The organism is Streptomyces sp. 8N706, from assembly GCF_052245415.1.
Taxonomy (GTDB): domain Bacteria; phylum Actinomycetota; class Actinomycetes; order Streptomycetales; family Streptomycetaceae; genus Streptomyces.
Genome location: NZ_JBQQBW010000011.1, coordinates 58,501 through 85,374, shown reverse-complemented (window position 1 = coordinate 85,374; position 26,874 = coordinate 58,501). Strand labels below are relative to the sequence as shown.

Annotated in this window: 26 protein-coding genes and 1 tRNA gene; 10 read left to right on the top strand and 17 right to left on the bottom strand. The window is 72.0% G+C overall.

Features of this window, described 5'->3' with window-relative positions; genetic code table 11:
• Positions 1-100 precede the first annotated feature (100 nt).
• The 4 genes from ACTWQE_RS07170 to ACTWQE_RS07155 form a co-directional block, all read right to left on the bottom strand.
• Entirely contained in the window at positions 101-1,402 is a 1,302-nt protein-coding gene (locus tag ACTWQE_RS07170; RefSeq protein ID WP_443327958.1) for a M14 family metallopeptidase, read from the bottom strand.
• On the bottom strand, positions 1,399-3,399 hold the full coding sequence (locus tag ACTWQE_RS07165; RefSeq protein WP_443327957.1) for a Xaa-Pro dipeptidyl-peptidase: 2,001 nt from the start codon (positions 3,397-3,399) through the stop codon (positions 1,399-1,401). Before ACTWQE_RS07165 ends, ACTWQE_RS07170 begins: the two co-directional genes overlap by 4 nt.
• Before the next feature lie 106 nt (positions 3,400-3,505).
• Positions 3,506-3,802 carry a DUF3817 domain-containing protein gene (locus ACTWQE_RS07160; RefSeq protein ID WP_443327956.1) on the bottom strand — a complete coding sequence of 99 codons (297 nt, stop codon included), beginning with the start codon at positions 3,800-3,802 and terminating at the stop codon, positions 3,506-3,508.
• Positions 3,799-4,272 (bottom strand): hypothetical protein, encoded by a 474-nt coding sequence (locus ACTWQE_RS07155; protein ID WP_443327955.1) that lies wholly within the window; start codon positions 4,270-4,272, stop codon positions 3,799-3,801. Before ACTWQE_RS07155 ends, ACTWQE_RS07160 begins: the two co-directional genes overlap by 4 nt.
• Positions 4,273-4,357: 85 nt before the next feature.
• Here ACTWQE_RS07155 and ACTWQE_RS07150 point away from each other — a divergent pair, with 85 nt between their 5' ends.
• From ACTWQE_RS07150 to ACTWQE_RS07140, 3 genes are all read left to right on the top strand, one after another.
• On the top strand, positions 4,358-4,699 hold the full coding sequence (locus ACTWQE_RS07150) for a PadR family transcriptional regulator (RefSeq protein ID WP_443327954.1): 342 nt from the start codon (positions 4,358-4,360) through the stop codon (positions 4,697-4,699).
• Complete coding sequence (locus tag ACTWQE_RS07145; RefSeq protein WP_443327953.1) at positions 4,696-5,385, top strand: permease prefix domain 1-containing protein; 690 nt, start codon at positions 4,696-4,698, stop codon at positions 5,383-5,385. Before ACTWQE_RS07150 ends, ACTWQE_RS07145 begins: the two co-directional genes overlap by 4 nt.
• A gap of 683 nt (positions 5,386-6,068) precedes the next feature.
• The gene (locus tag ACTWQE_RS07140; protein ID WP_443327952.1) at positions 6,069-7,595 is read left to right on the top strand and encodes a M1 family metallopeptidase; all 1,527 of its coding nucleotides are present in this window, start codon (positions 6,069-6,071) and stop codon (positions 7,593-7,595) included.
• A gap of 150 nt (positions 7,596-7,745) precedes the next feature.
• Here the strand turns inward: ACTWQE_RS07140 and ACTWQE_RS07135 are convergent, their stop codons facing one another.
• Positions 7,746-8,561, bottom strand: a complete 816-nt coding sequence (locus tag ACTWQE_RS07135; protein WP_443327981.1) for an oxygenase MpaB family protein — start codon at positions 8,559-8,561, stop codon at positions 7,746-7,748.
• A 257-nt stretch (positions 8,562-8,818) separates the two neighbouring features.
• Here ACTWQE_RS07135 and ACTWQE_RS07130 point away from each other — a divergent pair, with 257 nt between their 5' ends.
• Together ACTWQE_RS07130 and ACTWQE_RS07125 are read left to right on the top strand one after the other, a co-directional pair.
• On the top strand, positions 8,819-9,571 hold the full coding sequence (locus tag ACTWQE_RS07130) for a MerR family transcriptional regulator (protein ID WP_443327951.1): 753 nt from the start codon (positions 8,819-8,821) through the stop codon (positions 9,569-9,571).
• Between the two features lie 96 nt (positions 9,572-9,667).
• Entirely contained in the window at positions 9,668-10,186 is a 519-nt protein-coding gene (locus ACTWQE_RS07125) for a hypothetical protein (RefSeq protein ID WP_443327950.1), read from the top strand.
• A gap of 95 nt (positions 10,187-10,281) precedes the next feature.
• On the opposite strand, the gene ACTWQE_RS07120 is transcribed toward ACTWQE_RS07125, so the two are convergent.
• The 6 genes from ACTWQE_RS07120 to ACTWQE_RS07095 all read right to left on the bottom strand — a co-directional run bounded on the left by ACTWQE_RS07120 (position 10,282) and on the right by ACTWQE_RS07095 (position 18,045).
• Positions 10,282-12,453 carry a 3-hydroxyacyl-CoA dehydrogenase NAD-binding domain-containing protein gene (locus ACTWQE_RS07120; RefSeq protein WP_443327949.1) on the bottom strand — a complete coding sequence of 724 codons (2,172 nt, stop codon included), beginning with the start codon at positions 12,451-12,453 and terminating at the stop codon, positions 10,282-10,284.
• A 34-nt stretch (positions 12,454-12,487) separates the two neighbouring features.
• Positions 12,488-13,702, bottom strand: coding sequence for an acetyl-CoA C-acetyltransferase (locus ACTWQE_RS07115; protein WP_443327948.1), 1,215 nt, complete (start codon positions 13,700-13,702; stop codon positions 12,488-12,490).
• A gap of 193 nt (positions 13,703-13,895) precedes the next feature.
• Complete coding sequence (locus tag ACTWQE_RS07110; protein ID WP_443327947.1) at positions 13,896-15,026, bottom strand: CaiB/BaiF CoA transferase family protein; 1,131 nt, start codon at positions 15,024-15,026, stop codon at positions 13,896-13,898.
• Between the two features lie 168 nt (positions 15,027-15,194).
• Positions 15,195-15,587, bottom strand: coding sequence for an MmcQ/YjbR family DNA-binding protein (locus ACTWQE_RS07105; protein WP_443327946.1), 393 nt, complete (start codon positions 15,585-15,587; stop codon positions 15,195-15,197).
• Between the two features lie 29 nt (positions 15,588-15,616).
• Positions 15,617-17,044: a sialate:H+ symport family MFS transporter gene (locus ACTWQE_RS07100; protein WP_443327980.1), complete on the bottom strand. Its 1,428-nt coding sequence runs from the start codon at positions 17,042-17,044 to the stop codon at positions 15,617-15,619.
• A gap of 65 nt (positions 17,045-17,109) precedes the next feature.
• A complete protein-coding gene (locus ACTWQE_RS07095; protein WP_443327945.1) occupies positions 17,110-18,045 on the bottom strand; it encodes a dihydrodipicolinate synthase family protein in 936 nt (311 codons plus the stop codon).
• Positions 18,046-18,353: 308 nt separating this feature from the next.
• Between ACTWQE_RS07095 and ACTWQE_RS07090 the strand changes: the two genes are divergently transcribed.
• Positions 18,354-19,589, top strand: coding sequence for a saccharopine dehydrogenase family protein (locus tag ACTWQE_RS07090; RefSeq protein WP_443327944.1), 1,236 nt, complete (start codon positions 18,354-18,356; stop codon positions 19,587-19,589).
• A 340-nt stretch (positions 19,590-19,929) separates the two neighbouring features.
• Here the strand turns inward: ACTWQE_RS07090 and ACTWQE_RS07085 are convergent, their stop codons facing one another.
• Genes ACTWQE_RS07085 through ACTWQE_RS07070 form a run of 4 tightly spaced genes read right to left on the bottom strand, consistent with a single transcriptional unit; the run spans position 19,930 to position 21,595 of the window.
• Complete coding sequence (locus ACTWQE_RS07085; protein ID WP_443327943.1) at positions 19,930-20,229, bottom strand: YciI family protein; 300 nt, start codon at positions 20,227-20,229, stop codon at positions 19,930-19,932.
• A 10-nt stretch (positions 20,230-20,239) separates the two neighbouring features.
• Positions 20,240-20,743: a pyridoxamine 5'-phosphate oxidase family protein gene (locus tag ACTWQE_RS07080; RefSeq protein ID WP_443327942.1), complete on the bottom strand. Its 504-nt coding sequence runs from the start codon at positions 20,741-20,743 to the stop codon at positions 20,240-20,242.
• A gap of 21 nt (positions 20,744-20,764) precedes the next feature.
• Positions 20,765-21,454, bottom strand: a complete 690-nt coding sequence (locus ACTWQE_RS07075; RefSeq protein WP_443327941.1) for an endonuclease V — start codon at positions 21,452-21,454, stop codon at positions 20,765-20,767.
• Between the two features lie 12 nt (positions 21,455-21,466).
• The gene (locus ACTWQE_RS07070) at positions 21,467-21,595 is read right to left on the bottom strand and encodes a hypothetical protein (protein WP_443327940.1); all 129 of its coding nucleotides are present in this window, start codon (positions 21,593-21,595) and stop codon (positions 21,467-21,469) included.
• Positions 21,596-21,844: 249 nt separating this feature from the next.
• Between ACTWQE_RS07070 and ACTWQE_RS07065 the strand changes: the two genes are divergently transcribed.
• From ACTWQE_RS07065 to ACTWQE_RS07050, 4 genes are all read left to right on the top strand, one after another.
• Complete coding sequence (locus ACTWQE_RS07065) at positions 21,845-22,258, top strand: SsgA family sporulation/cell division regulator (protein WP_443327939.1); 414 nt, start codon at positions 21,845-21,847, stop codon at positions 22,256-22,258.
• Positions 22,259-22,512: 254 nt separating this feature from the next.
• Complete coding sequence (locus ACTWQE_RS07060; RefSeq protein ID WP_443327938.1) at positions 22,513-24,132, top strand: ABC-F family ATP-binding cassette domain-containing protein; 1,620 nt, start codon at positions 22,513-22,515, stop codon at positions 24,130-24,132.
• A 96-nt stretch (positions 24,133-24,228) separates the two neighbouring features.
• Complete coding sequence (ddaH, locus tag ACTWQE_RS07055; RefSeq protein WP_443327936.1) at positions 24,229-25,005, top strand: dimethylargininase; 777 nt, start codon at positions 24,229-24,231, stop codon at positions 25,003-25,005.
• Positions 25,006-25,126: 121 nt separating this feature from the next.
• Positions 25,127-26,101: an acyl-ACP desaturase gene (locus ACTWQE_RS07050; protein ID WP_443327935.1), complete on the top strand. Its 975-nt coding sequence runs from the start codon at positions 25,127-25,129 to the stop codon at positions 26,099-26,101.
• Between the two features lie 344 nt (positions 26,102-26,445).
• On the opposite strand, the gene ACTWQE_RS07045 is transcribed toward ACTWQE_RS07050, so the two are convergent.
• Positions 26,446-26,519: transfer RNA gene (locus tag ACTWQE_RS07045), tRNA-Met, on the bottom strand.
• Positions 26,520-26,572: 53 nt separating this feature from the next.
• Positions 26,573-26,818: a WhiB family transcriptional regulator gene (locus ACTWQE_RS07040; protein WP_443327934.1), complete on the bottom strand. Its 246-nt coding sequence runs from the start codon at positions 26,816-26,818 to the stop codon at positions 26,573-26,575.
• Between the last annotated feature and the right edge of the window lie 56 nt (positions 26,819-26,874).

Sequence of the window (26,874 nt, the reverse complement as noted above, 5' to 3'; positions counted from 1 at the left end):
CCGTGGCTGAAACCGTTCTGCCCGCTACCCCTTACCGCCGGGGCCGGGTTCATTCCACCGCGGTGGCAGGGATCCGTTCGCCTGCCGCCGTGGGCCGATGTCAGCAGGTGTTCGCGGGGTCCGCTGCGGTGAGGTGGTAGGCGGCCCGCTCGTCGAGCAGCAGCGGAACCAGATCGCGCAGGGACTGACGCAGCGGTACCAGGACGCCGTCCCCGTCGGCCCGCGACCGTACGCCGTGCAGTTCGAGTTCGTCCGCGACCTCGGCGTACTGCCCCCGTGTGAGCCGGTAGCCGCAGGGCGGGTCCTCCAGGGTCTCCTCGGGGGTGGCCGGATCGTTGTCGGCGCCGCCCAGGTACACCGGCCCGCGGTCGGCGTACCCGGCGAGCCGGGCGAGGCCGGTGGCCGCCTCGATCCGTGTGCGCCGCTGATCCACGAAGTCGAACAGGCCCGTGAGCGCGGCCTGTTGGGAGTGGACGCGGCGCCGGTTGTTGAGGGCCGGGTCGGCCTTCTCCTCCTCCGTGAGGGGATCGGTGCGGGTCTCGGCCAGCAGGCCCACGGAGTGCTTGATTCCGGCCGTGTTGCGCAGGATCCGTTCCTGGCCGTCGCCGGCGACCTGCCGCACGGGCTCGCCGGTCACCGGGTCGGTCCAGATGCCGTAGATGCCGGTGCTGAAGCCCGCCGCGGCGGCGCTCGGGCGGACGTACCGCTCGGAGAGGGTGCGAGCCTCGTCCTGCACAGCGGCCGCGGTGTTGAGGTTGCGTGGCCAGAGCGCGAGCAGGTCCTTGACGTAGTACGGCGGTGTCGGACCGTACTCGTGGAGGTCGTGGATGGTGTCGGGGCGGTAGTCGCGCAGGAGCGCAGCGACGGTGCGGGCCTCGGCGGTCCGCAGGGCGATGTGGTCGCGGTTGATGTCGGTGCCGTCGGCGTTGCCGCGGGTGCCGGCGGCCCGCCCGTCGGGGTTGACGGTGGGGACGACCAGGACACTGGTGCGCTCCAGGAAGCGCAGCGTCCGGCGGTCCTTGGTGTAGGCGAGGTCACGGACGGTCGACAGACAGGCTTCGCGGCCCGACGGCTCGTCGCCGTGCTGGGTGCACAGCAGGAGGACGGAGTTGCCGCGGGCGGTACGGGCCGCTGTCGGCGGCGTGGTGGCGCCGATCCGTACCAGCTGGAGCGGGCGCCCTCGGCGCGTGGTGCCGACCCGGTCGACGGCGACCCGCGGGCTGTCCCGGTCCACCCGGGCCAGCAGCTCCTGCTCCTCCGGCTGGGTGGTCCAGCGGGCGCCGCCGCTGCGTTCGAAACCGGTGCGGGGTGTTTCCCGGACGTCCGCCGCCGCGGGTGCGACGAGCAGGGGCGCGGTGAGCGCGGCGCCGAGGACGCCGAGGGCGAGTGCGCGAGGTGTCACGAGGTCGTGCCTCCCTGGCTGGTGGAGAACGGGACCGGCCGGATGGTGCGCGGGTCACGGACGCCGCGCCGCGGGGCGCCCTCGGGAGCGGCGGCGGGTGCCGTACCCGCGGTGGCGCGGGTGAAGGCCTCCGGGCCGCCGACGAGCGGGAGGTGGGCGGAAGTGCGCGCCAGGTCGAGGGTGAGTCGCGGGGTGGTGGCGGGTGGGTCGATGAGCCCGGCATCGGTACCGGCGACGATCAGGGCGAGCCGGTGGCCGGCCGGTACGACGTGGTCGCTCGCTGGGAGGTCGAGGGTGATCGTGTACTTCTTGCCCGGTGTCAGCGGCCGCCCGGTGTGCTCGGAGGCGTGGTTGCCCAGATCGGCCCATCCGCGGCTGAAGATGGTGTAGTCGACGTCCGTGGTCCTGGCCTCTGTTCTCTTGAAGCAGGAACTGTCGCCTGCCGAGCTGCTGCCCCAGCAGCTGCGTTCGGGAAGGGTGCTGATGCCTTCGCCGGGGGCGGCGTAGTCGCGGATGGTGTCCGGCCCGAGATCGACGAGCACGGCCGACAGATGGGCACTGGTCGTCGACGGCGTCGCGGTGACGGTGACCGTCCCGGATCCGGACAGGCGCAGGTCCCTCCGCAGCGGACCGGTGGTGAACGCGGCCTTGGCGGGGGTGGAGGTGCCGAGGTCCGCGGCCCAGTCGGTCTCCCCCGACGCCGGGTCGTCGGTGAAGGTCTCGGTGGCGCCGGGGCGTGCGGGCCTCAGGCCGAGGGTGCCGACGCCGGGGGTGTCGCCGGTGCGGGGCCGCAGCGTGGTGGCGCGGGTGCCGCCCGCGGGCCATACGCGGTCGGTGGACCACTGGTCGGGTGCGCCTTCGACATCGGCCATCGGTTCGCGTTCGATGCCGTTGTCGACGCCCAGCAGATAGTGGTCGAACCAGCGGTGCAGGGTCTTCACCCACGCGGCGCGGCGGAAGTCGAAGGGGTCGACATGGCCGGTCCCGGAGAGCCAGATCTTGCGCTCCACGCCGTGCCGGGCCAGCGCGTCCCACCACTGGCCGATGTGCCGGGTACGGACGTTGAGGTCCTGCATACCGTGGACGGCGAAGACACTGGCGCGCACCCGGCTCGCGTCCGGAAGGTAGTCGCGCTCCTTCCACAGCCGTGTCCAGTCGCCGGTCCGCGGCGCCCCGTCGACGAGTCGCTGCTGTACGGCGGCGCAGCGGTCGCGGGCCGCGGGGCTCTCCACGTAGTCCGACAGCCAGTCGGGGCCGCTGTCGTGGAGCGGGGCGCCCTCGGCGAAGTAGTAGTCGTACCAGGAACTGATGGCCCCGATCGGCACGATGGTTTTCAGGCCCCTGACTCCGGTGGCGGCCACGCCGTTGGCGACGGTGCCGTCGTAGCTCTTGCCGATCATGCCGACGGCGCCGGTCGACCAGCCGGCGGTGACGGCGCGGCCCCCGGTGCGGGAGCTGTAGCCGCGGGCGCGGCCGTTCAGCCAGTCGACGACGGAGCGGGCGGACTGGATGTCGGATCGGCCGCCGACATCCACACAGCCGTCGGAGCGGTTGGTGCCGGCGAGGTCGACCAGGACCGTCGCATAGCCCCGCGGCACGAAGTAGTTGTCGTAGAAGAGCGGGAACTGCACCGGGTTTCCGGCGGCGTCGTAGGTCTTCTTCTGGCTCTCGTTGCCCCGGCCGCAACAGGAGTAGTAAGGGCTGGCGTCCATGATCACGGGTATGCGCCGGCCCTGCTGCGCGGGCTCCCGCGGCCGGATGATGTCGACGGCGACGCGGTCGGCCCTTCCGTCCGTGTCGCCGTCGACGCCGGTGTCGACCCAGACGGACTCGCGTAGCGCGCCGTCGTACGAGTAGACGGGCCTGCTCTCCCCCAGGGCGGCGGGGGCGGCCTCGGCCCCGGCCGGCGGCTGGACGAGCACGGCCATCAGGGCGGCCAGGGCCGCCGGCACGAGCGTTCTCCACTGGATGCGGGTGACCCGCGCGCGTATCGCCACGGGCGGACGGTACTCCGGTCAACTCCTGTGCAGAAAGGGGCCAGTTGCCTTCGGCTGAGACCGGACCGCACCACTTCGCCGACACGCCCGTCGGCCTGACGGGTCATCAGCCGGTTGTCACCCCTCCGCCGGCCGGCCACGTCCACCACATCCATGCCGCACTGCCTCGCCTGCACGCCGCACCCGTGCTCCACGGGATGAGGACGCGCCATCGGGCCCCGGGCGGGGTGACCGACGGGATCATCCACGTGGCTGCGATGACGACGAGGTAGGCGGTGCCGCGCAACGGGCCGAGGAGCGCCGCGATCGCTTGCGTGTGCGTGCTGAGCAGGTTGCCCAGCAGGATCGCGAGAGATACGGCTTCGGCGCCGGCCGCGATCCGCAGGGTGCGCACCGGAATCACGCACCCGTGGTGGAACCGGGGCGGACGATCATCAGGACGACGACGATCGTCCAGAGGACGTTGAAGATGCCGGTGAGCATCGTCAGGCGGGTCGCCGTGGGACGCGCTGATTCCTGGGTGGGCACGTCCTGGGCCAAGGCGAGCAGGCGCTGCTGACCGGGCAGGATGGCCCATGCGAGGAGGGCCGCGGCGATCGCGGTCAGTGCGAGCGATGCGATCAGCCAGGCGTCGGTGAGGACGCCGAGCTGGGCGCCGGTGGCTATCCCGAACACCGGGACGGCGAGACCGGCGACAGCATAGCCGCGGCAGATTCGGTGCAGAAGTGTGGCGATCCCGGCGGATCGGCCGTCCTGCTCCTCGCCACTGGATGCCCGCAGCGCATAGCGCGGGAACATCGAGGCGGCCACGGTGATCGACCCGATCGCCAGGATCGCGGCGAGGACGTGTACGGACAACAGCAGCTTGGTCACTGCGGGCGCCTCCAAGGCAGAGCTCGAATATATTGGCTACCAATACATACCCTACCTACGGCAATCTTGGGTAGACTGCCTACCCATGAGGGCGGATGCGGTGCGAGGACACCTGGATGGACTGTTGCTGGCCGTGCTTGAGCCGGGGCCGCTGCACGGCTACGCGATCATCGCCGCGGTCCAACGCCGCAGCGGGGGCGTACTCGAGCTGCGCACCGGCACGATCTACCCGGCTTTGAACCGGCTGGAGCGGCTCGGACTGCTGAGCAGCAGTTGGCAATCTGCCGGCGAACGGCGTCGTCGGTGCTACGAGCTCACCGACGCGGGACGGCGCACCTTGGCCAGCGAGCGGACGGCGTGGAGCGAGTTCACCGCAGCGATCGGCTCGGTCCTGAACCCCGCCACACCGCCCGGGCTGGCCACGTGAACGCCACCGGCCGGCAAACCGACCTCATCGAGGAGTACGTGGCGGCCCTGACAGCCGCCCTGCACGGACCGGCCCGGGCCAAGTCCCGGATGGTCGAGGAGATACGCGACGGCCTCGCGGACACGGCTGCGGCCCACACCAGCGAAGGAATGCCCTACCAACACGCCGCCCACCAAGCAGTCCGGGAGTTCGGGACCATCGACGAGCTCGTGCCGAGCTGCCAACGGGAACTGACCATCGCCCAGGCCCGGCACACCGCCCGCGCCGTCGCCCTCACAGCCCCCTTCCTGATCGCCTGCTGGTACCTGGCCTGGACCGCCAACCACGATCAGGCCGGGCTGCTGCCGCGCACGGCTCAACTGCTGGCCGTTCATCTGGCCGGTGTTGCGACCGTCGCCGCGCTGCTCGCCGCAGCGACGCTGGCCGCTACCGGGGCCCTCGCCCGCCGGCTGCCCACGCCGCATCGGCTGCCGCTCGTGGTCGCCTGGGCCGGTACCACCGCCAGCGCTGCCATGGCGGTCACAACGCTCGCGCTCGCCACCGCCTCCGCCCTGGCCACGAAGTGGCCACTGCTCACGTTCGCCGGCATGCTCGCCGCCGCCTCGCACGCCGCAGTAGCAGCTTCCGCCCGTGCCTGCCGTCACTGCGCCCGCCTGCCCACCACTCAGAGGGCGAATGTTGCCTGATGCGACACTGGAGGGCGTGTTTCGCAAGTAGCGCCGTCCGCCCGAAGGGCGGGGTCCGCGGCTCCCCCGGCTACCGCTGGGCGGTGCCCCCAGGTGCGTGCGATCGCAAGGCGGTGGGGGTACCCCCGGCCGGAGGCTGGGGGAGGTCGTCCTCGTACTGGGCGTACTCGGACGAGCCCGACAACGCAGCGAGCGTGCGTGCCAGGCGTCGCGAGCCTGGGGGCACCTCCCGGACGGAGTCTGGGGGAGGGACTTTCGAAACACGCCCTAGCTGCCCCTACCCTCCTCCAGCGGTACCCGGGCCCTGGCCAACAAGCTGACCGTCGTGTACGCGAAGGTCTACGACACCCCCCGACGCACGCCGGCGACCCGTTCTTCGCGTTCACATCCTTCACCGGCCGGCGGTGTCAGGCGTCGGCGGTCTCCTCGCCCGCCCGTTCTGCGCCGGGTGCTGCGGTACGCGGGCCGGGCATGGCCGGCAGGGATCTCCGGGGTCGCACCACCGTGCTCCGCCGCCCCGCCGGCCCCGGCCGCCGGGGCCCGGGCCCCGGCAGGACGGCGTCCCCGGTAGGACCGTGTCCCCGGCATGGCGATCTTGCGACAAGCGTGGCCCTGGACATGCCTTCGCCCCCCGTGCCGCATAGTGTCGAACCGCTCCTTCACCCCGACGAGTTGGAGGACTCGTGCACCGCAGACTTCTTGCTCCGAGCGCACTCGCCGCCTGCCTGCTGCTGGCGATCCCGGCATCAGCGGCGACGGCCACCTCGCAGGAGGGTGCGCCCGGCGCCCCGGGCCTCGGCGACCCCTACTACCCGGACTACGGCAACGGCGGATACGACGTCTCGCACTACGACCTGCGTCTGAAGTACCAGCCGACGACGGACCGCCTCGACGGCACCGCGACGCTGCTCGCCACCACCAGCCAGGCGCTGTCGCGCTTCAATCTCGACTTCGCCCTCGATGTGAGCGAGGTACGGGTCGACGGCAGGAAGGCGGCATTCACCCGGTCCGGCGCCCATGAGCTGGAGGTCACCCCGGCCGCACCGCTCGCCAAGGACCAGCGGATCAGCGTGGTCGTACGCTACTCCGGCACCCCGTCCCAGGTGAAGGTCGACGGCTTCACGTCCTGGCTCCGTACTCCCGACGGCGGTGTGGGCGCCAACGAGCCCGAGTCCGCCTGGTGGTGGTTCCCCAGCAACGACCACCCGCTGGACAAGGCCACCTACGACATCTCCGTGGCGGTGCCCGACGGCACCCAGGCCATCAGCAACGGCGTGCTGGCCTCGCAGTCCTCACGGCTGGGCTGGACCCGCTACAACTGGCGCTCCAACAAGCCGCAGGCGACCTATCTCGCCACCCTCGCCGTCGGCAAGTTCGACATCACCACCGGCACCACGGCCGACGGCCTGCCCGTCCTCAACGCCTACAGCAAGGACCTGGGCGACAACGCCGGTGCGGCGCGGGCCAGCATCGAGCGCACGCCCGAGGTCGCCGAATGGCTGACCGAGGTCTTCGGCCCGTACCCGTTCAACGCACTCGGCGGCTACGTCCCCAACACGAAGACGGGCTACGCGCTCGAGACGCAGACCCGGCCCTTCTACAGCCCCGCGCAGTTCGCCAAGGGCGCGAACGTCTCCGTGGTCGTCCACGAGCTGGCCCACCAGTGGTACGGGGACAGCGTCTCGGTCAAGGGCTGGAAGGACATCTGGGTCAACGAGGGCTTCGCCCGCTACGCCCAGTGGCTGTGGTCGGAGAAGGAGGGCGAGGGCACCGGCCAGGAGCTGGCGGACCACGTCTATGCGCAGTACCCGGCCGACGACCCGTTCTGGAAGGTCCGGCCCGGCGACCCGGGCCCGGAGAACCAGTTCCACCTGGCGGTCTACGACCGGGGCGCCCTCACCCTCCAGGTGCTGCGCAACGAGATCGGCGACAAGGACTTCTTCGCGATCCTCAAGGGCTGGCCGCAGCAGAACGCGTACGGCAACGCCTCGGTCGCGGACTTCGTCCGGTACGCCGAGAAGGTGTCGGGCAAGCCGCTGGCGGACCTCTTCGAGACCTGGCTCTACACCGCCGCGAAGCCGGCCGCACCCGCCGCGGCGCGGCACGGGCTCGGCGAGGAACCGACCCCCGCCGAGCCGCGGTCCTGGAAGAAGATCAGCGCGACCGACACCGTGCACGACCACGGGCACGGCGCGGGCAGCCACCGCTGAGATCCGGCCGCGTGGGGCCCGATCGCATAAGAACCATCCGGACCTGACGCACGCCCGCACCAGACCCTGCCGCACGGCGGCCGCGCGTCACGGCTCGCCGTGTCCGGGCCGACGCACGGCCCGACGCCGTAAGGGATCACCCGGGACGCCTCACCGCCCGCCGCGCCTCAGGGCGCGGCGGGCCTCGCGCGCGTACGGCAGATAGCGCAGCCGTTCGGGCAGCAGCGGCACCACCACGCTCACGACCCTTCCGAGGCGGCGCAGCCGGCGCTCCTGCCGGGCGCTCCACTCCAGGCCGATCGCCTCACGGGCGTCCGGCGGCATCAGCCCGATGGTGAGGAAGCGGCGCACCCGCAGAAGCGGCGGCAGCAACAGCGGCCAGACGGCACGCACCGCACGGCGCAGCGGCCGCGGGCCCCGGTCGGGCGGCGGTACGGGCACATCGGTGGCGACCAGCTCCCGTACGACGACCGTCGCTTCCAGCTCCCCCAGCCGCTGCCGGTAGTACGGCCAGAACTCCTCGACGGTCTGCGGCACATCGCGGTCGTCGATGCCCAGAACCCGGCCGACCTGAAGCCATTCGGCGTACAGCCGGTGCTCCTGCGCCTCGGTGTACGGCCGGCGGCCGAGCATGCGTTGCGCGTGCCGGTAGACGGGGAAGCCGGTGGCGTGCACCCAGGTGTAGTTGGCGGGGGTGAGCGCGTGGTACGGGCGACCGTGGGCGTCCGTACCCCGGATGGCCCCGTGCAGCCTGCGCAGTCGGCGTCCCTCCTCCGCTGCGGCCTCGCCGCCGTAGACCCACCGTTGCACGGACGCCAGCGAACGCTCGGCGCGGCCCCAGGGGTCGGTGCGGAAGACGGAGTGGTCGTCCACGCCCGCGCCGACGGCGGGGTGCGCGACCTGCATCGTGAGTGCGGCGGGCAGCGCCATCACCGACCGGATCTCCCCCGCGACGCTCCACAGCATGCCGCCGGCCGGCGGCGGCTCGGGGGGCCCGGCACTGCGGGAGGCTCTGTCCGGATGTGCGGTGACCACCCCTCCATCATCGCTCTCCGCGATCACCCCCGCCTCCGCCACCCCTCTCCGGGCGACGGCCGGGGCGGCCCTCGACACGATTCGGGGTGCGGCGGGGAGCCCGCGAGGACGGCGGAGAAGGTTTCACATCGGCGGTGAGACAGCAATACTGTTGAACTGGTTCGGTGCAGCAGAGAGGGGCACAGCCGATGACCCAGCAGACCACCCCGGACGCCCGCCCCGGGGAGCTCGCCCTCACGGTCGACGAGCTGGCGGCGCGCGCCGGGGTCACCGTCCGTACGGTCCGGTTCTACAGCACCCGCGGTCTGCTGCCCCCGCCCGCGATAGGCCCGCGCCGCGTCGGCCGGTACGGCCATGAGCACCTCTCCCGGCTCGCGCTGATCGAGGAGCTTCAGCACCAGGGCATGACGCTGGCCGCCATCGAACGCTATCTGGAGCAGCTCCCGTCGGACCTGAGCGCCCATGACCTGGCCATCCACCGCGCACTCGTGGCCTCCTGGGTGCCGGACCGCGCGGAGGAGATCACGCGCGAACGGCTGGAGCGGCGCATGGGCCGCGCTCTGTCGGACGAGGACCTGGACCGGCTCACGGCGATGAGCGTCCTCGTACGGACCGACGACCCCGCGGTCTTCCAGACCGACGCAGCCCTTCTCCCCCTGGGCATACGGCTGTTGGACGTCCCGATCTCGCCCGAGGCGATCCTCGCGGCCCGTACGGTCATGGTGGAGCACACCCGCTCGGCGGCCCGCGAGCTGAGCCGCCTCTTCCGGGAGGAGGTGGGGGAGCCGTCCGGGGAGGGGGCGCCCGATCCGGAGCGGGTGGCGCGGACCAGGTCCCTGTCGGCGCATATGCAGCCGCTCGTGGTCCAGGCGCTGGTGACCGCCTTCCAGCGGTCGATGAAGGAGGAGCTCCGGACCTGGCTCGGCAAGGGCGGCGGCTGAGGTCACCCGCGGCCGGCGGTGGCACACGGCAGGAGCGGCGGCCGCGAAGGCCCGGCGCGCGACCCGCCTCGAACAGACGTCGGATAGCCTACGGCCATGTCGTATGAGCAGCAGCCCGGTTGGAGTGCTCCCCAGGCGGGTGGTTACGGTGCCCCGCCGCCACCCGGGGGCCATCAGCCCTACCCGTATCCTCAGCAGCCCGGGTACGGGGCCTACGCGCCGTACCCGCCGGGGCCGGGCGGCTACCCGGCCGTTCCGATGGCCATGCCGGGCCAGGTCCGCACCGCCCAGGTGTTGTCGTTCGTCCTCGCCGGGCTCGTCGTCATCGGCGTGTTCGTCGCGGGGGCGGCCGTCGGGGCCGAGGCGGCGGGGAAGGTGATCGGCGCGAACCTTCCCGTGATCGGCGGCTTCATCTGTGCCCTCTGCTTCGGCCGGTCGGGCAACGGCGCGAAGGTCACGGCGATCGTCTTCGCCTCGCTGATGGTCCTCTTCGGTCTCGGCGCCCTGGGCCAGCGCCAGCCGGCCGGTCTGCTCGAGATCGCGTGCGGGATCGTCATCATCGTGATGCTCGCCCAGCGGCCCTCCACGTTCTGGTTCACGCGCCCGCGCCCCTGAGCCGCTGAGCCGCCCGCTGCACCGCCCGAGGCGTCCGCGCCGGCGGGCCGGGACTCATGTCCCGGCCCGCCCGGGCCCGGTCAACGCGTCCGCGGTCAGGCGTCGTGGAAGGTCTCGCCACGCTCCGCCTTCTCCAGCAGCAGAGCGGGAGGCGCGAAGCGGTCGCCGTACGCCTCCTGGAGCTCCCGGGCGCGGGCCACGAAGCCCGGGACACCGCCCTCGTAACCGTTGATGTACTGCAGAACGCCGCCCGTCCAGCCGGGGAACCCGATGCCCAGGATGGAGCCGATGTTGGCGTCGGCGACGGAGGTCAGCACTCCTTCCTCCAGGCAGCGGACGGCGTCGATCGCCTCGACGAAGAGCATCCGCTCCTTCATGTCCTCGAAGGACACGCAGCCCTCGGGGTTGGTGAAGTGCTCGCGCAGGCCCGGCCACAGACCGGTGCGCCTGCCGTCCTCGTAGTCGTAGAAGCCCGCGCCGCCGCTGCGGCCCGGACGGTCGAACTCGTCGATCAGCCGGTCGATGACGGCATCCGCCGGGTGCGGCTCCCAGACCCCGCCCGCCTCCTCCACGGCGCGCTTCGACTCCTCCCGGATCTTGCGCGGCAGCGTGAGCGTGAGTTCGTCCATCAGGGACAGCACCTTCGCCGGGTAACCGGCCTGGGCCGCTGCCTGTTCGACGGACGCCGGGTCCACGCCCTCGCCGACCATCGCCACACCCTCGTTCATGAAGTGGCCGATGACCCGCGAGGTGAAGAAGCCGCGTGAGTCGTTGACGACGATGGGCGTCTTCTTGATCTGCCGGACCAGGTCGAAGGCGCGGGCCAGGGCCTCGTCGCCGGTCCGCTCGCCCTTGATGATCTCCACCAGCGGCATCTTGTCGACGGGCGAGAAGAAGTGCAGACCGATGAAGTCCTGGCCGCGCTGGACACTCTCGGCGAGCAGCGTGATCGGGAGGGTGGAGGTGTTGGAGCAGAGCAGCGCGTCGGGCGCGATGACCTCCTCGACCTCCTGGAAGACCTTGCGCTTGACGGCCGGGTCCTCGAACACCGCCTCGATCACGGCGTCGCAGCCCGCGAGGTCCTGCGGATCGGCGGTCGGCGTGATCCGGGCCAGCAGCGCGTCCCGCTCCGCCTCGGTGGTACGGCCGCGCGCCGGCGCTGTGGCGAGCAGACCTGCTGAGTACGCCTTGCCCCGCTCGGCGGCTTCCGGGGAGACGTCCTTGAGGACGACCTCGATACCCGCCTTGGCGCAGGAGTACGCGATGCCCGCGCCCATCATGCCCGCGCCGAGGACCGCCACCCTGCGGACCGTGCGGGGCTCGATGCCCGACGGCCGGCTGACACCGGAGTTGACGGCCTGGAGATCGAAGAAGAACGCCTGCATCATGTTCTTCGCGATGGGGCCGGTGACCAGCTCGGTGAAGTAGCGCGCCTCGATGGTCTGCGCGGTCTCGAAGTCGACCTGCGCACCCTCCACGGCCGCCGCGAGGATATTGCGCGGAGCCGGGTAGGGCGCGCCGTTCACCTGCTTCTTCAGATTGGCGGGGAAGGCCGGGAGATTGGCCGCGAACGCCGGGTGCGCGGGGGTCCCTCCCGGGATCTTGTAGCCCTCGGTGTCCCAGGGCTGCCGTGCCTCCGGGTGGGCGTCGATGAAAGCACGGGCCCGTGCGATCAGCTCCTCCCGCGAGTCCACGACCTCATGGATCAGTCCGGCCTCCAGGGCCCGCCGCGGCGGGTACTGCGTGCCCTGGAGCAGGACCTTCAGCAGGGCGTCGGTGATGCCGAGCAGCCGTACCGTACGAACCACTCCGCCGCCGCCGGGCAGCAGGCCGAGCGTGACCTCGGGCAGGCCGATCTTTGAGCCGGGCGCATCGAGGGCGACGCGGTGGTGACAGGCGAGCGCGATCTCGTATCCGCCGCCGAGCGCGGCGCCGTTGAGGGCGGCGACGACGGGCTTGCCGAGGATCTCCAGACGGCGCAGGTCGCGCTTGATGCCCATGCCCGTGTCGAAGACCTGCCGGGCCCGCTCGGGCCCGGCCTTCCTCATGTCCTTGAGGTCGCCGCCCGCGAAGAACGTCTTCTTGGCGGAGGTGACGATGACGCCCCGGGTGGAGTCCTTCTCGGCCTCGAGGCGGTCGGCGACCGCGGTGAGGGAGGTGGTGAAGGCCTGGTTCATGGTGTTGGCGGACTGGGCGGGGTCGTCGAGGACGAGGGTGACGACGCCGGTCTCGTCCCGTTCCCAGCGGATGGTGGTGGACTCGCTCATGTGGTGTGCTCCGTAAGGGGGATGGACGGACGGGTCAGAGGCGTTCGACGACGGTGGCGATGCCCATCCCGCCGCCCACGCAGAGCGTGACCAGGCCGTACCGCTGATCGCGGCGCTCCAACTCGTCGATGACGGTGCCGAGGAGCATCGCGCCGGTCGCGCCGAGGGGGTGGCCCAGGGCGATGGCGCCGCCGTTGACGTTGACCTTGTCCAGGCTCAGGCCCATCTCGCGGGCGAAGCGCAGCACCACCGCGGCGAAGGCTTCGTTGATCTCCACGAGGTCGATGTCGTGGATGGTCAGACCCGCCTTGGCGAGCGCCTTGCGGGAGGCGGGCGCGGGGCCGGTGAGCATGATGGTCGGGTCGGCGCCGGAGACAGCGGCCGAGACGATACGGGCGCGTGGGGTGAGCCCGTGGCGCTCCCCCACCTCCCGGCTGCCGATCGCGACGAGGGCCGCGCCGTCGACGATGCCCGAGGAGTTCCCCGCGTGGTGGACATGGTCGATCTTCTCGACCCAGTGGTACTTCTGCAGGGCCACGGCGTCGAAGCCGCCCGCCTCGCCGATCGTGGCGAAGGACGGCTTCAGCCCCGCCAGGCTCTCCGCGGTCGTACCCGGGCGCAGATGCTCGTCGCGGTCGAGAACGGTGAGGCCGTTGCGGTCCCGGACGGGGACGACCGAGCGGGCGAAGCGTCCGTCCTTCCACGCCTCCGCCGCGCGCTCCTGCGACTGGGCGGCGTACGCGTCCACATCGTGCCGGGTGAAGCCCTCCACCGTGGCGATGAGGTCGGCACCGATGCCCTGCGGGACGAAACCGGTCTCGAAGCTCGTCATCGGATCCATGGCCCAGGCGCCGCCGTCGGAGCCCATCGGGACGCGCGACATCGACTCGACACCGCCCGCGAGGACAAGGTCCTCCCAGCCCGAACGCACCTTCGCGGCGGCCAGGTTGACGGCCTCCAGACCGGAGGCGCAGAACCGGTTCTCCTGAACGCCGGCGACCGTGTCGGGCAGACCGGCTGCGATGGCGGCGACCTTGGCGATGTCGGAGCCCTGGTCGCCGAGCGGACTGACGACCCCCAGCACGACATCGTCGACGGCCGCCGGATCCAGCTCGGGAAAGCGGCGGCGGATCTCGTGGATGAGCCCGACGACGAGGTCGACGGGCTTGGTGCCGTGCAGCGCACCGTTGGCCTTGCCGCGCCCCCGCGGGGTGCGGATGGCGTCGTACACATACGCTTCGGTGTTCACATCAAGCCTTTCGCAGCATGAGGAGATCCGGTTCGCCCGTCACGGGCGGAGGTTCGATCCAGCGGGGAGCGGCGGTCGAGCGGAGAACGGCCGGCGATCTCCGTCATGGTCCCGGTGGTTTCGCGGTGGATCGTCGGGCACGGACGGGCGGTCCCACGGAAGGCGTCGTGCCCAGCGGTGACCGTCCGGGGCGTCACAGCTCCTCCTGCCCGGCGAGCCGCGGAACCTCCCAGTCGCGGGCCACCTCGGCGGTGTCCGCGCCGGGCCGGGCGGGCGGCCGGCGTACGGCGCCGGGGGTGGCGGAGAAGCGCGGGGCGGGGGCGGGCTGGGTGATGCCGGCGTGGTCGGTGAAGGTGCCGCGGGCGGCGAGGTGCGGATGGGCGGGAGCCTCGCGCAGGGAGAGCACTGGTGCGAAGCAGGTGTCGGAGTCCTGGAAGACGGCCGTCCACTCGTGGCGTGTACGGGTCCTGAAGCGGGCGGCGACGGCAGCGCGCAGCTCCTCCCAGCGGTCGAAGTCCATGCGCGCGGGCGCCGCGTCCGCGATCCCGAGCAGCTGGACGAACTCGTCGTAGAAGCGCTGCTCCAGTGCGCCGACCGCCATATGGCCGCCGTCGGCGGTCTCGTAGGTGCCGTAGAAGGGGCAGCCGCCGTCGAGGAGGTTCGCACCGCGGCGGTCCTGCCAGCCGCCCGCCGCCATCATTCCGTGGATCATCGCGGTCAGATGCGCGGTGCCGTCGACGATCGCGGCGTCGACGACCTGGCCGGTGCCGGTGGCACGGGCGTGCTGGAGGGCGGCCAGAACCCCGATGACCAGGTAGAGGGAGCCGCCGGCGTAGTCCCCGAGGAGGTTCGCGGGGATGGCGGGCGGCTCGTCGGCCCGGCCGATCATGCCGAGCGCCCCGGTGATCGCGATATAGCCGATGTCATGGCCGGCCCGGTCGGCGAGCGGGCCCTCCTGCCCCCAGCCGGTCATCCGGCCGTACACCATCCGCGGGTTGCGGGCGAGGCACGCGTCCGGGCCGACACCGAGGCGTTCGGCGACGCCGGGGCGGTAGCCCTCGAGGAGCACATCGGCGCGTTCGGCCAGGTCGAGTACGGCCGCGGGGCCGTCCGGGGACTTCAGATCGAGCAGTACGGAGCGCTTGTTGCGGTTGGTGACGTCATAGGCCGGGTCGATGTTCAGCCCGGCACCGCCCGGCCGGTCGACGCGTACGACATCGGCACCGAGATCGGCGAGGAGCATGGCAGCGAACGGGCCGGGGCCGATACCGGCCAGCTCCACGACGCGCACCCCGGCCAGCGGACCGCTCCCTGACGCTCCCATCAAGCCCCCAGGTATATGACACATGTGATGTAACATCAGTGATGCTAAGAACGTGTTCCACTTCGCACAAGCCCCGGCGGCGTGAAACGCGGATGGCGGCGGCCACCACGGGGCCGCCGCATCCGCGGTGCGCCGCGGTCCGTACGCCGCGCCGGGCGCCTCCTGACGTCAGTCGCCGTCCAGCTCGGCGATCAGGCGCTTGGGGGCGATCACCCGATAGCTCTCCTCCACCCAGTCGCAGAGCAGCTCGGCCTCCGGGGCTCCCCGCTCCGCCAGCGGCACCGACACCCATCCGGCCTTCCCCAGACCGTAGCCCGCCGGCTCGGCGCCGGGAGCCGACATCGCGTGCTCATGGACCGCGTCGTCCTTGAGTTTGACCGTGATGCCCGGCGGATAACTGCCGTCGTCGACGCCCAGAAAGACGAAGACCTTCTTGTTGACCTTGATGACGCTCTCGCCCCAGGGGAACTCCTCGATCGCGCCGGGCAGCCCGAGAGCGAACTCCCTGACCTTCTCCCGCACCCTCAGCGGACCCTTGAGTGCGTCCTTCGCCGCGGCCATCTGTCCTCCGGAGTCGGTCGGCACGCCGGTCAGCCGGTCCGTTCCTCGGTCGAACGGCCGGCACCGCTCACGCTAGGCCCTGGCACCGACACCGGCATCGGCGCGAGCACGAGGTGGTCCTCCTCGGCCGTACCGTCGGTCAGCGCATGCAGCCGGTGCGGAATGTTGCCGCCGACCAGCACGATCACCACCGTGGTCAGCCCGAAGGCGAGCACGGCCAGCGCCCGGCCCAGCGGCATGCCTTCCGCGAGGTGCGCGCCCAGCACCGGAGCGACGGCGCCGCCCAGCGCCCCGGTGTTGTAGACGAATCCGAGGGAGGCCGCGCGTGTCGCCGTCGGGAAGTGGCCCGCGATGTACTTGGGGAGAATGCCGGAGATGCCCTGGCTGAGCGCCAGCAGGCAGAAGAGCAGCGCGCCGAGCCCGGCCAGGCTGTCCCGCACCGCGAAGACGGGGAAGACGAAGGCGAGCGAGGCGGTCAGCGTGACGGCGTACGCCCGGCGGGTGCCGAGCCGGTCGCCGACGAATCCCGCGAGCCAGCAGCCGCACATGGTGCCGAACCCGGCGTAGTACATGACGTCGGCGACCTGCTCCGGGGCGTACCCCAGCTCGGTCTTGAGATAGGTCGGCAGCAGGGCCTGGATCGGCCAGCTGTAGAGGAAGGCACAGAAGACCGTCACCATCAGCGCCACATACAGCACCCAGCCCCTGCGGCCGCCCAGCTGCACCGCGAAGGCGATCAGACAGGCCGCGGCCGCTCCCGAAAGAGCGGGCACCATCCCCGCCCCGGCCGGAGTGAAGACGCAGAAGAGAGCCGTACAGGCGACCAGGGTGAGCACCGTGTTCACCGCCGCCCGGCCACGTCCGGCGAACAGCGGCCGGAACGGGTGCGGCCGGCCCCCGGCAGCCCCCACCTCGGCGCTCCAGTCGTCGGCCTCGGGCAGGGTGCGCCGCACCCAGAGCGCGACCAGCACCGGGAGGATGCCGATCCAGAACATCCAGCGCCAGCCCAGGGCGGGTACGACCCACTGGTAGACCTCGGCGGCGATGACCGTACCGACGGCGTAACCGGAGATCAGGAAGCCGGAGGCGCGGTTGCGCAGCCGGGTCGGCCAGCTCTCCAGGACGTAGGTGGCGCTGGCGCAGTACTCCCCCGCCATCCCCATGCCGATCAGCAGCCGGGCGACGAACAGGCTGGTGTAGCCCCAGGCGAAGCCGCAGGCGAACGTGCCGAGCGAGTAGAGCAGAATGCTGGCGACCATCGCGGGCCTGCGGCCGTAGCGGTCGCCCATCGCGCCCAGCAGGGCGCCGCCGAGCCAGCGGGTGATGAAGGCGGCGGATACGAGACTCGCCGACTGCACGGTGCCGAGCCCGAAGTCGTCGGCGATCTCGGTGAGCACCAGCGTGATGAGCACGAAGTCGAAACCGTCCAGGACATAGCCGGCCCAGGCGGCGAACATCGCCTTCCACTGACGGCCGGATATCTCGCGGTACCAGCGCCCCGGCGCTGCGGGGGGTAATGCGGTCACAGCAGGCCTCCGTCCTCCAGCAGCCGGCACACGGACTTGGTGGCGGCATCGCCCAGCGGTACCTGGGGGGCCGCGGTCGCCGGGGAGTCGATGACACCGAGCAGATGGAGGGCGGTCTTGAAGGCGCCGAGCGCGGAGGAGCTGCGGCCCATGACGGCCTCGTCCCCCACATCGGTGATGGCGAACAGCGCCGCGAGCCGGTCCTGTTCGGCCGCCGCGTCGGCCCAGCGGCCGGCGCGGGCGTGCGCGTAGAGCCGTACATATCCCTCCGGGTCGACATTGCCCAGACCCGGTACGACCCCGTGGGCGCCGGCGAGGAGTGCGCCGTCGACGGTCAGCTCCGAGCCGGTCAGCACGGAGAAGGTGGCGTCGAGACCGCGGCGGCGCAGCTCGACCAGGAGGCGGCGCAGCGCTCCGTCGTCCCCGCTGCTGTCCTTGAGCCCGGCGAGGGTGCCGTCCGCGGCGAGTTCGAGGACGGTCCGGGACGGCAGCTTGGTGTGCACGGCCATCGGGATGTCGTAGGCGAAGAGCGGCAGGTCCACCGCCTCGCGGATGCGGCGGAAGTGGCCGGCGATCTCGAGGGGGTGGGTCCGGGTGTAGTACGGGGCCGTGACGACGAGTGCGTCGGCGCCGAGGCCGGCCGCGGCGCGGGCGTGGTCCAGGACGCGGGCGGTGGTCATATCGATCGCCCCGGCGAGGACGGGGACACGACCGGCGGCCGCCTCGACCACCGTACGGAGGGCCGTACGGCGCCGGGCGTCGCTGAGATAGGCGGTCTCGCCGCTGGAGCCGAGGGCGAACAGGCCGGTGACACCGGCGCCGATGAGGCGTTCGGCCAGTGCGCGCAGGGAGGGGACGTCGATGTCGCCGCCGGGGGTGAGCGGTGTGCACAGCGGGGGGACGACACCGGACAGGGGGGTGGGGAGGGGCATGACGGCTCCAACTTTCCGACAAGCATCAAGAAGTGCGGATGACTTGGACGTTGGACGTCCCATGTCCTGAGCCTGACAGTGCCCGAGCCGCAACGCCGCGTCAAGACCCGGCCGGGCGTGGCCCGCAGGGCGTGTTGACCTCGGATGCGGGACTACCTACCGTTGCGTAACTTGAGGGAACGGGGCGGGGCGTGGCCGGTCCGGGGCGGTTCAGGGGCCCGCGGGACCGCGTGAGTGATCCGACGGGGTGTGTGGCGTTCGGGTGACGGGCGTGCCGGCTGTGGATGAGGGCGACGGAAGGCTGATCTGTGGGGAAGCGAACCTACGACATCGTGCTGTTCGGCGCGACGGGCTTCACCGGCGGACTCACCGCCGAGTACCTCGCCCGGCACGCCCCCGCCGACTGCCGGTGGGCGCTGGCGGGCCGCAGCACGGCGAAGCTGGAACGGCTGCGGGACCGGCTGGTCGAGCTGAACCCATCCTGCGCGACGCTGCCGCTGCTCCAGGCGGACGCGACGGACCCGGAGGCGCTGCGGAGGGTCGCGGCCGGGACCCGGGTGGTGGCCACGACAGTGGGTCCGTACACCACCTACGGCGAGCCCCTGGTCGCCGCCTGCGCCGAGGCGGGCACCGACTACGCGGACCTGACCGGGGAGCCGGAGTTCGTCGACCGGATGTATCTGCGGTACGACGGGCGGGCGCGGGAGAGCGGGGCCCGGCTGGTCCACGCGTGCGGCTTCGACTCGGTTCCGCACGACTTGGGGGTCTACTTCACCGTCGGGCAGCTGCCGGACGGCTTACCGCTGCGGATCGACGGATTCGTACGGTCGAACGCGACCTTCTCCGGCGGGACGTTCGCCTCCGCGCTCACCGTGCTGTCCCGGCCTGTGGCCATGGTGCGCGCGGCCCGGGCGCGCGGACGCAGCGAGTCCCGCCCGGGGGCGCGTGCCGCGGCGGGAGTGCGTACTGCGGCGGGAGCGGGCGCGGCCCCGGAGGCGGGGCGCCGGGTGCGTGCGCCGCTGCCCGCGCCGCGCCGCAGCCGGGCGGTGCGGGCCTGGGCGCTGCCGCTACCGACCATCGACCCGCAGATCGTGGCCCGGTCGGCGGCCGCTCTGGCGCGGTACGGTCCGGACTTCCGCTATCGGCACTACGCGGCGGTGAAGTGGCTGCCCATGGCCGTGGGCGGGGTCGTGGGTGTCGGTGCGCTCGCCGCGCTGGCCCAAATCCCCTGGGCCCGGCGGTGGCTGTCGGCGCGGCGCAAGCCGGGCGAGGGGCCGGGCCCGGAGCGGCGGGCGCGCAGCTGGTTCACGGTCCGCTTCGTCGGTGAAGGGGGCGGCCGGCGCGTGGTCACCGAGGTGGCGGGAGGCGACCCGGGCTATGACGAGACGTCGAAGATACTGGCGGAATCGGCGCTGTGTCTGGCCTTCGACGAGCTTCCGGAGGCGCGGGGCCAGGTGACGACCGCGGTGGCCATGGGCGAGGCGCTCATCACCCGGCTGAGGGCCGCGGGGATGACGTTCCGGGTGCTGGGCGAAGCGGGCTGAGAGGGCGGCTCGCCTGTCCCCCGGGCGCAGCCCCGGCCCGACGGCCGGCCGCCCTCCAGATGACGACCAGTCGCCCGCCAGGTACGTCCCGGTCCGGCAACCTCCGCCGACGGCCCGCTCCGGCGGCCGCCGCGTCCAGCCCCGGCCCGGCCACCCCCCGGTACGGCCCCGTCCGACCCGCGGAGCGTCCAGCCCCGGCCCGGCCACCCCCCGTACGGCCCCGTCCGACGCGCGGAGCGTCCAGCTCGCGGCTGTGCCCACGCCCCTCGGGCGCCCGTCCCCCGCGCCCGGGGGCGCCACGTACCCGCCGCGCCCCCCACCCATCGGCGGGCGCCCCGTGTCAGCTCACCGGCTGCTGGCGGAGCTCCTCGAGCCCCTGAGCCGTCCTGGTCACGGTGAACTCCGTGATGCGGTACCCGCAGACCTCCTCCTGGACGAAGGGGTCGCTGGCGACGATCGCCTCGATCCGGTCGCGGTCGTCCCCGACAGCGAGGATCACACCGCCGTCCCGTGGCTTCTTGGGCCCGGAGACCATGAACACCCCGGCCTCGTACTGCTCGTTCACCCACTCCAGATGGGATGCGCGGAGTGCGTCGACCTCGTCGACGGGTGCGGTGTAGGACAGCTCGAGTAGAAACATGATCCCGAGCCTACGCGCCGGGGAACCGCCACCGGGTGGGGGCCCGCATCCCGGTGTCCCAGCCGAAGACCCGCCGCGGCCGCACCCGGAAGACCGGGCCCACGACCCCGGAGCCGACGTCGACGCCCCCGTCCGCCGCTGTCAGGTCCCAGGCGTACTTGGCGTTGTACGCGGCCACGAACCGGTCCAGGGGCCCCGCTTCCACGACCCGTTCGCCGGTTCCTTCCACGATCACCGGACGGTCGCCGTCGTCCGGATGAACGGTGATCTCGGGGTTGGCGGGGAGGTTGCGCCGGGCGACCGAGCCGGTGCTGAACCAGAGACCGCCCTCCAGCCAGACCGCCCAGACGGGCCGGGTGTGGGGACTGCCGTCGGGGCGGGTCGTGGCGATCCAGTACGTGCGGGAGGCGACCAGCCGGCCGTACGCCCACTCCCACGGCAGCAACTCCCCGGCGGGTCCCGGCGCGCCGAACATCACCGGCGTCTCGGCGACCGGCGCGGGCAGGGGGTCCATGCGTCCCACCGTACGCCGGGCTCAGCCGGCGAGCGCGGCGGCCAGGGAGCGGCGGCACAGCGCGTCGGCGCGGCGCGTGGTCTCCGGCAGCCGGTGGCGCGGGGTCAGCCGCAGGGTGTGGGCGCAGGCGTGCTCCAGACCGATCGCATGGCCGACGGAGACGAACACCGGCTTCACCCCGTCCCGGGTGCGCAACGCCCGCCCGACGACCTCACCGCCGTCCACCAGCGGCGTCCATGCCCCGCGCGCCGCGTCCGGCGGCTCGTAGGAGAAGGAGAAGGGTGTCTTCGCCACGCCGAAGGACGGGATGCCGGTGAGGACGCCGAGGTGGCTGGCGAGTCCGAGCCGGCGCGGGTGCGCGATGCCGTAGCCGTCGCACACCACCAGGTCGGGCGGGGTGGCCAGCTTCTCCAACGCCTGGAGGACAGGGGGGAGTTCACGGAAGGCCAGCAGCCCGGGGACGTACGGGAAGGAGGCCTGGCCGGTGGCGGTGGCCTCTTCCACGACCTCGAGGGTCTCCAGGTCCAGGACGACCGCGGCTGCCGCGACCCGGTCGGTGTCCTCGTCGTACGCCACGTCCACGCCGGCGACTCTGCCGGACGATCCCGGCACCGGGCCCGCGCTCTCCAGGTCGACGAGTCCGCGCAGCCGCTGCTGCTCGGCGACCGCCGCCGCCTCGGAGCCCGGCCACTGCCCACCAGTCCTTGCCATGGGGCTGTCCTATCAGGTCGCCGAGGCCCACACCACGATGGTCACGACCATGGAGACCAGCCAGACCAGCGCGGCGACGGCCGACACGGCCAGGACCGCGCCTTCGAGGAGGGAGTGTTCCCGGTACGTGATCTTGTTCATGGGCCCATCGTGGTCCCGGCCGCGCGCCCCCCACATGAGTGCCCGTACTCAGGCGGACCTGAGCGATGGCGCCCCGAGTGCCCCGGTCACGGGCGCGGGGCACGGTGGCGCGGCCGCTTCTCCGCACCCGCGCGGGACGGCTTCCGGTCCGTGACCGACGTCACTCACCCCGCGAATGCACGGAACCGTCCGCTCCGTCGTCTCACCAGGTGCAGCGACACGGAACGCACGAGCGCGAGGAGTCAGGCGTTGTCCCCTGTCATTCACCAAGCCGTCCAGGCCGGCCTGATCACCGCCGAGGCCCAGGTGCAGGACATTCCGGCGGTCCTGCGCTACCGGCGCGACGATCCGCTCGCCGTCCGGGTCTGCTTCCCTCCGCGTGCCTCGCTGGTGGGTTCGGACGTGGCGTGGGTCTTCGCGCGGGATCTGCTGGCCGCGGGGCTGGAGGCGCCGACGGGCGACGGGGACGTGCACGTACGGCCCTTCGGGGCCGGCGCGACGGTGATGGAGTTCCACGCGGCCGTCGGGACGGCGATGGTGCGGATGGAGTCCGCCGATCTGCGCCGCTTCCTGCAGCGGTCGTATGTGCTGGTGCCCGCGGGGAATGAGCATCTGGAGCTGGATGTGGACGCGGATCTGGCCGCGTTGCTGCGCGAGGCCTGACGGCCCGTGTGAAAAGGCGTTGCCGGTGGACGGCCGTGTGCGTACGGTCGTTCCCGGCCCTTGTCGTCGCCGAACGGAGAAGGACGTTGCTCGTCTGAGGTTCTGGGACACCGTGCTCCGCAGCGTTGCGCGCGTGAGCCGTGTGCGACCTCGGCCATGAGCCGTCCTCCGCCCCTCGGTGGGGCCTTCCGTCGTCGCCACGTTCCCGGTGTCTCCCGTGATGCCAGATCACTTCGAGCTACCGGGAGGCCTGTATGGCTCATTCCGACGCATCATCCGTCCGCTGCTCCGGACTCTCCTTCGCCTGGCCCGACGGGACCGTCGTGCTGGACGGGTTCGACCTGGCCGTCGGGCCCGGGCGGACCGGACTCATCGGCCTCAACGGCGCGGGCAAGTCGACGCTGCTGCGGCTCCTCGCCGGGGAGCTGACTCCGGCCGCGGGAAGCGTCCGGGTCACCGGCGAGACCGGCTATCTGCCGCAGAACCTCGTCCTCGACACCGCCCTGCGGGTCGACGAGGCCCTCGGCATCGCCCACACCCGCGCCGCGCTGCACGCCATCGAGCGCGGCGACGCGAGCGAGGAACACTTCACCGCCGTCGGCGACGACTGGGACGTCGAGGAGCGCGCCCGTGCGGCCCTCGACCAGCTCGGTCTGGCCCACATCGGCCTGGACCGCACCATCGGGGAGGTCTCGGGCGGCGAGTCCGTACTGCTCCGGCTGGCGGCACTGCTGCTGCGCCGGCCGGACGTCCTGCTGCTCGACGAGCCGACCAACAATCTGGACCTGGAGGCGAGACGGCGGCTGTACGACGCGGTCGCGTCCTGGTCCGGGGTGATGGTCGTCGTCAGCCATGACCGTGAACTGCTGGAGCTGGTGGACCGGATCGCCGATCTGCGGGACGGCGAGGTCCGCTGGTACGGCGGGAGCCTCTCCGCGTACGAGGAGGCACTCGCCGTGGAGCAGGACGCCGCCGCGCGGACGGTACGCGCCGCCGAGGCGGATGTGAGGCGGCAGAAGCGGGAACTGGCCGAAGCCCGGGTGAAGTTGGCCCGGCGGGTGCGCTACGGCCAGAAGATGTACGACACCAAGCGCGAGCCGAGAGTCGTGATGAACGCGCGGAAGCGGGAGGCCCAGGTCTCCGCGGGCAAGCACCGCATCATGCACACCGAGAAGCTGGAGGAGGCCAAGGAGCGGCTCGACGAGGCCGTGGAGGCGGTGCGGGACGACGACGAGATCCGTGTCGACCTGCCGCACACGGCCGTCCCGGCGGGCCGGAGCGTCCTCACGCTGCGGGAGCTGGAGCTGCCGTACGGCGCCCGGGTCGCCGGCTTCGAGGTGCGCGGCCCGGAGCGGATCGCCCTGCTCGGGCCCAACGGCGCGGGCAAGTCGACGCTGCTGCGGACGATCACCGGCGAGCTGGAACCCGTGGCCGGTGAAGCGCTGGCGCACGTACCGCTGCGCTGTCTGCCGCAGCGGCTGGATGTCCTCGACGACCGGCTGACCGTCGCGGAGAACGTCGCGCGCTTCGCGCCGGCCGCGACCGACAACCGGATCAGGGCGCGGCTCGCCCGCTTCCTGTTCCGGGGTGCACGGGCCGACCGGCCCGTGGCCACCCTGTCGGGCGGGGAGCGGTTCCGGGCGTCGCTGGCCGCGCTGCTGCTCGCCGAGCCCGCGCCGCAGCTGCTGATGCTCGACGAGCCGACCAACAGCCTGGACATGGCGTCGGTCCGGCGGCTGACCGTCGCCCTGGAGTCGTACGAGGGGGCCCTGATCGTGGCGAGCCACGACGTGCCGTTCCTGCGCGGCATCGGGATCACCCGCTGGGTACGGCTGGACGGGGAGCTGTCACCGCTGGATCCCGGGGAGGTGTGAACAGCGCCGGGTGGTGGGGGCCCTGGAGGAACTGCCCGGCCGCGTCCAGGATGGGGGTCGTAGGACGCCGTCCGCAGATCTCGAGGGAGCCCCACCGTGCCCAGCAAGAAGGCGCTGATCCGCCGCCCCAGCCCCCGCCTGGCGGAAGGACTCGTCACCCATATCGACCGGTCGCCGGTCGATGCCGCCCTCGCGCTGAGCCAGTGGGAGGGCTACGTGCAGGCACTGCTGGCGCACGGCTGGGAGCCCTTCGAGGTCGAGCCCGCCGCGGACTGCCCGGACAGCGTCTTCATCGAGGACACGGTGGTCGTCCACCGGAATGTCGCGCTGATCGCACGCCCCGGCGCCGACTCCCGCAAGCCGGAGACCGTGGCGGTGGAGGAGGCCGTGGCCCGGCTGGGCTGCTCGATCAACTGGGTGTGGGAGCCGGGCACACTCGACGGCGGGGACGTCCTCAAGATCGGGGACACGATCTATGTGGGCCGGGGCGGGCGCACGAACGCCGCCGGGGTGCAGCAACTGCGGGCGGCCTTCGAACCGCTGGGCGCGCGGGTGATCGCGGTCCCGGTGAGCCAGGTGCTCCATCTGAAGTCCGCGGTGACGGCACTGCCGGACGGCACGGTCGTCGGATACCCGCCCCTCGTCGACGAACCGTCGGTGTTTCCCCACTTCCTGCCGGTGCCGGAGGCGTCGGGCGCGCATGTGGTGCTGCTCGGCGACGGGAGGCTGCTGATGGCGGCGAGCGCGCCGAAGAGCGCCGAGCTGTTCGCCGGTCTCGGTTACGAACCGTGCCCGGTCGACATCGGAGAGTTCGAGAAGCTGGAGGGATGCGTCACATGCCTCTCGGTACGGCTCCGGGGCCTCTACGCATAGCGGGAGGAATCGGGATGCCCTTCCCCGACCCTTGGCCATGGACTTACCGGGGTTTAACCTACGGGCTCGTAACCTACGGATACGTAGGTGTTCCATCGTCCCCGTAAGACCAGGAGCCGCTTTGTCCATCGCCCCTGCCCCTCTCGTCGGTTCCGAGGAATGGAGTGACGCCCGGCTGCTCTATGCGCTGGAAGAGGTCGTCGAAGCCGAACTCAACCGGCATCTGAAGGTCGCCAAGGAGTGGATGCCCCACGAGTACGTGCCGTGGAGCGACGGCAGGAACTTCGACGGCGTGATGGAGGGCGAGGCCTGGGCTCCCGAGCAGTCCAAGGTCAGCGACATCGGCCGGATAGCGCTGGTGGTGAATCTCCTCACCGAGGACAACCTCCCCAGCTACCACCACGAGATCGCCACGCTCTTCGGCCGCGACGGCGCCTGGGGCACCTGGGTGCACCGCTGGACGGCCGAGGAGGGGCGCCATGGCATCGTCATGCGCGACTACCTGCTGACCTCACGGGCCGTCGACCCGGTGGAGCTGGAGCGCTTCCGTATGTCGCACATGTCGGAGGGCTTCGAGTCCGACAACCGGCACAGCATGCTGCACTCGGTCGCGTACGTGGCGTTCCAGGAGCTCGCGACGCGCATCTCGCACCGCAACACCGGACACCACTCCGGCGACCCGGTGTGCGACCGCATGCTGGCGCGCATCGCCACCGACGAGAACCTCCACATGATCTTCTACCGCAATCTCCTCGGGAAGGCCTTCGAGCTCGCCCCCGACCTGACCATGTGCGCCGTTCGTGATGTCGTCGTCAATTTCCGTATGCCCGGTCACGGCATGCCCGGCTTCGAGCGCGCGGCCGCCCAGATGGCCATCGGCGGGATCTACAACCTGCGGATCCACCACGACGACGTACTGCAGCCCGTCCTCCGCTTCCTGAAGGTCCTGGAAATCTCCGGGCTGGGCCCCGAGGGGCTGAAGGCCCAGGAGGAGCTGGGCCTGTTCATGGGCGGCCTCAACGACCAGGCGACCAAGTTCGACGAGCGCCGTGAGGCCCTGCTCGCCCGCCGCGCCGCCCGGGCCGCCTCCGCCTGACGGGAGACCGCACGGCGCCGCACCGGCGACGCCGCCGAGAGAGGTCCCGCCCGGGAAGCCGTCGGGCGGGACCTCCGTCGTTCCCGGCAACGGAGACCCCCGAAGACCCCGGCGGGGGACGGCGAGCCGATCCGTACGACCCGGCCCGGCCCGGTGACGACGGCGGCCAGGGGACGAGCACGCGGTGAGCGCCGCGCGGCGCGGACCGTACGCCGGGGCCGCCCGGCCGGGGCCCGGCACGAAGCCCGGCGGCTCGGGCATCCGTTCCGGGCCAGGTTCCGGCGCCCTCCGGGTGCCGGAAAAGCAGCAGGCCCGGTGCCTGAGCACCGGGCCTGCTGTCGGAGTAGCGGGGACAGGATTTGAACCTGCGACCTCTGGGTTATGAGCCCAGCGAGCTACCGAGCTGCTCCACCCCGCGTCGGTGAACACGACCTTACGCGCTCCGGGCCGTCCCACCAAATCGTTTCGGCGTCAGCCGCGGCGGAGCCTTCGCCGCTCGTTCTCGGAGAGGCCGCCCCAGACGCCGAAACGCTCGTCGTTCGCGAGGGCGTACTCCAGGCACGGGACGCGCTCCTCGCACGCCAGACAGACCTGCTTGGCCTCCCGCGTGGAGCCGCCTGCCTCGGGGAAGAAGAAATCGGGCCCGGTCTGGGCGCAGAGAGCGCGCTCACGCCAGCTTGGCTCCCGCCCTGCCGGGCCGATGACGTCGATCAACATGGCGGTCACTCTCGCCGCCACCGATCAACGGAAGTTCAACATCCGATCAACACCAT

Bases quoted from the DNA above. Each gene is read 5' to 3' on its own strand.
- ACTWQE_RS07150 (WP_443327954.1), top strand. From the start codon at position 4,358: ATGAGGGCGGATGCGGTGCGAGGACACCTGGATGGACTGTTGCTGGCC.
- ACTWQE_RS07135 (WP_443327981.1), bottom strand. From the start codon at position 8,561: ATGCTGTGGAGCGTCGCGGGGGAGATCCGGTCGGTGATGGCGCTGCCC.
- ACTWQE_RS07130 (WP_443327951.1), top strand. From the start codon at position 8,819: ATGACCCAGCAGACCACCCCGGACGCCCGCCCCGGGGAGCTCGCCCTC.
- ACTWQE_RS07125 (WP_443327950.1), top strand. From the start codon at position 9,668: ATGTCGTATGAGCAGCAGCCCGGTTGGAGTGCTCCCCAGGCGGGTGGT.
- ACTWQE_RS07120 (WP_443327949.1), bottom strand. From the start codon at position 12,453: ATGAGCGAGTCCACCACCATCCGCTGGGAACGGGACGAGACCGGCGTC.
- ACTWQE_RS07110 (WP_443327947.1), bottom strand. From the start codon at position 15,026: ATGGGAGCGTCAGGGAGCGGTCCGCTGGCCGGGGTGCGCGTCGTGGAG.
- ACTWQE_RS07105 (WP_443327946.1), bottom strand. From the start codon at position 15,587: ATGGCCGCGGCGAAGGACGCACTCAAGGGTCCGCTGAGGGTGCGGGAG.
- ACTWQE_RS07100 (WP_443327980.1), bottom strand. From the start codon at position 17,044: ATGTTCGCCGCCTGGGCCGGCTATGTCCTGGACGGTTTCGACTTCGTG.
- ACTWQE_RS07095 (WP_443327945.1), bottom strand. From the start codon at position 18,045: ATGCCCCTCCCCACCCCCCTGTCCGGTGTCGTCCCCCCGCTGTGCACA.
- ACTWQE_RS07085 (WP_443327943.1), bottom strand. From the start codon at position 20,229: ATGTTTCTACTCGAGCTGTCCTACACCGCACCCGTCGACGAGGTCGAC.
- ACTWQE_RS07080 (WP_443327942.1), bottom strand. From the start codon at position 20,743: ATGGACCCCCTGCCCGCGCCGGTCGCCGAGACGCCGGTGATGTTCGGC.
- ACTWQE_RS07075 (WP_443327941.1), bottom strand. From the start codon at position 21,454: ATGGCAAGGACTGGTGGGCAGTGGCCGGGCTCCGAGGCGGCGGCGGTC.
- ACTWQE_RS07070 (WP_443327940.1), bottom strand. From the start codon at position 21,595: ATGAACAAGATCACGTACCGGGAACACTCCCTCCTCGAAGGCGCGGTC.
- ACTWQE_RS07060 (WP_443327938.1), top strand. From the start codon at position 22,513: ATGGCTCATTCCGACGCATCATCCGTCCGCTGCTCCGGACTCTCCTTC.
- ACTWQE_RS07040 (WP_443327934.1), bottom strand. From the start codon at position 26,818: ATGTTGATCGACGTCATCGGCCCGGCAGGGCGGGAGCCAAGCTGGCGT.